We start from the raw sequence: 4,405 nt of genomic DNA on the forward strand, positions 1-4,405 counted from the left end.
AAGCTTTTTCCTGAGGCAATGCCACCTGTTAACCCAATCACTGTTGTCATGTTATCACTTCCTTAATAATGGTTGACAAGCGGGGCAATAATGCGTGCCACGACCATGGTATTGAATCTTTTCAATTTCAGTCCCACACTGCGGACACGGTTCTCCTTTATGCCCATAAACTACCAATTTTTCTTGGTAGTTACCAATTTTACCTTGTGAATTCACATAGGTCCGAATCGTTGAACCACCCAATTTAACAGCTTCCGTTAAGATGCTGCGAGTCGCATCATACAATCGTTTCACTTCTGTTTGATTTAATTCGTTACTTGGTTTAATTGGATTAACCTTTGCAACATAACAGACTTCATCGACATAGATGTTGCCTAATCCAACAACTGCTTTTTGATCCAATAGCACATTTTTAATACCTCGCGTTGAACGCGACAATGCTTTTGCAAACACGTCTAATTGGAAGTCTTCGCCAAAAGGTTCAGGCCCTAATTTTTTAATCGCACGCGTGGTCTCTTCTTGCCCTAAAGGTACCATTTCCATTGTTCCAAATTTACGGACATCAAGGTAACGTAATTGTTGTCCCCCATCTAATTGAAAAACAACATGTGTGTGTTTACTTTTTTCTTCTTCATCTAACGTTAAACGATATTTACCTTCCATCCGTAGATGCGATAAAATCGTATAATTTGTCGTATCTAGTAATAAAAACTTGCCCCGACGACGGATATCCACAAATTTTTCACCTATAAGGTTATAAGCAAACTGTTGTGAATCCACACCATGAATCATTTTTGGTACACCAATTGTTACTTGTTCAATTGTGCGACCGATGACTAATTCCGCCAATGTGGCACGGACATTTTCTACTTCTGGTAATTCTGGCACTGCAGTTCCTCCTCTTTCAGCGTTTTAAATTATTTTGCATCGTACCATGAATCGCCATATGCACTGTCGGCTTTTAAGGGTACATCTAATTCAACAGCGTTGGCCATTACGTCTTTAACGAGTGTGTCCAAACGCTCAATATCTTTTTCAGCGACTTCAAAAATAAGCTCATCGTGTACTTGTAAAAGCATCGTTGCTTGGATATTTGTTGCTTTAAGTTCTTTATCTAATAAGACCATTGCTTGTTTGATAATATCAGCCGCACTCCCTTGAATCGGAGTGTTCATCGCTGTTCGTTCTGCAAAACCGCGAATATTAAAGTTACGGCTTGTAATTTCAGGAATGTAACGACGACGATGTAAAATCGTTTCAACATAACCTGATTGTCTCGTTTGAACCACAACTTCTTCCATAAATGTTTTTACTTTCGGGTAACTTGTAAAATAGCGATCAATAAACGTCTGTGCTTCTGCGCGTGTTATTCCCAAGTTTTGTGAAAGGCCGTAATCACTAATGCCGTAAACAATACCGAAGTTAACTGCTTTTGCTTGGCGACGCATGTTACTCGTCACTTCATCCGCTTCAACATGGAAAACATCCATCGCTGTCTTAGTATGGATATCCATATCTGCATTAAAGGCCGCAATCAGGTTTTCGTCTTTCGCAATATGTGCCAACACTCGTAATTCGATTTGTGAATAATCGGCCGCATAGATTTTCCAGCCTTCTTGTGATGCTTTAAAGACTGAACGAATACGGCGTCCTTCTTCTAGTCGAACGGGAATATTTTGAAGGTTAGGATCTACTGAACTCAAACGTCCTGTTTGCGTCAATGTTTGATTGAAACGCGTATGCACTTTATGTGTCTTTTCATCTGTTACTTTTAACAAACCTTCGATATACGTTGATTGAAGCTTCACTAGCTGACGATAAGTCATCACTAAGTCAATGATTGGATGTTCACCTTGTAATTGCTCTAAGACATCAACAGAGGTCGAATAACCCGTTTTAGTCTTCTTAATCACTGGCAATTGTAACTCTTCAAACAAAATAACGCCTAGTTGCTTAGGAGAGTTCACATTAAACTCTGTTCCAGCTGCTGCATGAATATCAGCGACTAATGTATCTAAACGTACTTGCAAATCTGTTTTCATTTTTTCTAAAGCAGCTGTATCAATTGAGACACCTTGAACTTCCATTTCAGCTAACACAAGCGATAGTGGCAATTCCAGTTCAATCAATAAGTCTGCTTGCTCATTGTTGTTTAAAGAAATTGTTATTGCTTCTTCTAGTTCAGCAATCGCTAATGCTTTGCGTCCAAGATGATCAGCTAGTATTTGTTCTTCTGGCAACGCCCATTTAGCACCTTTGCCGTAAATGGTTTCATCGTTTTCAACAGCCGAATAACTATGTAGTTCTGCTACACCAGCAAAATCGGTAATTGTAAAGGATGGATCTAATAAATAAGACGCCAACATTAAGTCAAAGGTAATACCTTTAAGATGAATTCCTTCACGCAATAAAATGGCCACACAACGTTTCGCATCATAAACCCGTTTTGTCAGTGTTTCATCTGTCAGAAAGGCTTGAAGATTTTTCGCCTCCAATACAGCTTCGTGTGTTAAATAATAGATTTTTTCATTTGTATAAACGCTCCAACCTAAAATATCAGATCCTAAATAATTATCTGTTTTAGCTTCAACATATACACTTGCGCCATCCATCAATTCTGCCGTTGGAATATCTTTAACGATTTCAACAGCAATTTCTGCTAATGGCTCTGCTTGTGCTGAGGGTTCTTCGCCCAATTCTTTTTCAAGCAAGGTCTTAAAACCTAACTCGCGGTATATTGGAATCACATCGCTTGCTTCATAACCACTATAAGCCGTATCATCTAATGTTACTTCAATTGGAGATGACACATCTATCGTTGCTAACGTTTTACTGAGAAGTGCATCTTCTTTGTAAGTCGTTAAATTTTCTTTCAATTTTTTTCCAGAAACAGCCTCTGTATTTTCTAACACCTTCTCAACTGAACCATACTCATGCAGTAATTTTAAAGCTGTCTTCTCTCCAACACCTTTTACCCCAGGAATATTATCAGATGAATCACCCATTAATCCTTTTAAATCAATGATTTGATTCGGTGTTAAGTTGAATTTCTCAAGCAGCGTTTCTGGTGTATTCACTTCAACATCTGTAATTCCTTTTTTAGTGATATTAACAGTGATTTTTTCACTAGCCAGCTGTGTTAAATCGCGATCTCCGGTAATAATAAGGATTTTATCAATACCTTCTTTTTCAGCTTGTGTGGCTAATGTCCCAATAATATCATCCGCTTCATAGTTAGCCAATTGGTAATGCTTCACATGATAGGCATCTAACAACTCTTTGATAAACGGAAATTGTTCCGAAAGTTCACTCGGTGTTTTTGAACGCCCACCTTTATACTCTTTATATTGGCTATGACGAAAAGTTGTTTTCCCCGCATCAAATGCTACCATTACATGTGTTGGTTGCTCTTTTTCAATAACGTTTGTTACCATCATTGCAAAACCATACACTGCATTGGTATAAACACCCTTATCATTATTTAAAAGCGGCAATGCATAAAATGCACGACTTGCTAAACTATTCCCATCAAATAATACTAATTTTTTCACTCTCATCGCTCCCTATCCAGACTGTTCTATTCCTCTATTTTAGCATTTATTAGACGCAATAACACTTCTGTTCATTCTCAAGCTAAAAAGAAGCAAGCCCCTTCTTTCAGGAACTTGCTTCAGGCAGATTATAACCGTCAATCTCAGACGTTACTTCTCACTCATTTAGGATTACGTACCATCTGTACGCTCACCCGCATTCACTTGTCGTGCCTGTTATATTAACAGTTCTAATCAGCCTACCTCGGCCGATAACACTAACCAATCTCAGACGTTGCTTCTCACTCATTTAGGATTACGTACCATCTGTACGCTCACCTGCGTTCACTTGTCGTGCCTGTTATATTAACAGTTCTAATCAGCCTACCTCGGCTGATAACACCAACCAATCTAAGTCGTTACTTTGTAATAGCTGCTTCTAATGCATCTGCAAATGCCGAAGTCGAAACAGCAGTAACATCAATGAGCTGCGCTAAATCTTCTGTGACTATTTGTTGTGAAATCGTTGATTCCAACGCATTCAAAATTAATGTTGCCGCCTCATTCCACCCCAAATGTTCTAACAGCATCACTGCTGATAATAACATCGCACTTGGGTTCGCACGGTCTTGATTCGCAAAGGTTGGCGCTGTACCATGCGTCGCTTCAAAAATAGCATGACCTGTTAAATAATTAATGTTCGCACCAGGTGATAAACCAATACCACCAACTTGAGCTGCTAATGCATCAGAAACATAATCTCCATTAAGATTCATCGTAGCAACAACATCAAATTGTTCTGGTCGTAAGACAATTTGTTGTAAAAAGTTATCTGTAATAATATCTTTTACAATTAATTTCCCAGCAGATGAAGC

Annotated in this window: 3 protein-coding genes; all 3 read right to left on the minus strand. The window is 38.7% G+C overall.

Going from position 1 to position 4,405, the window contains the following annotated elements; all coding sequences use genetic code 11:
• Positions 1 to 54: 54 nt before the first annotated feature.
• A complete protein-coding gene (gene mutM, locus IKV95_RS06175) occupies positions 55 to 888 on the minus strand; it encodes a DNA-formamidopyrimidine glycosylase (protein ID WP_069119347.1) in 834 nt (277 codons plus the stop codon).
• Positions 889 to 917: 29 nt separating this feature from the next.
• Complete coding sequence (gene polA, locus IKV95_RS06180) at positions 918 to 3,551, minus strand: DNA polymerase I (RefSeq protein ID WP_287451524.1); 2,634 nt, start codon at positions 3,549 to 3,551, stop codon at positions 918 to 920.
• 398 nt (positions 3,552 to 3,949) lie between these two features.
• Positions 3,950 to 4,405, minus strand: a 456-nt coding sequence (locus tag IKV95_RS06185; protein WP_287451525.1) for an isocitrate/isopropylmalate family dehydrogenase, incomplete at its 5' end; no start/stop codon positions are given.

Origin of the sequence: Brochothrix sp. (assembly GCF_017549435.1) — a bacterium.
In the GTDB taxonomy this organism is placed as follows: domain Bacteria; phylum Bacillota; class Bacilli; order Lactobacillales; family Listeriaceae; genus Brochothrix; species Brochothrix thermosphacta.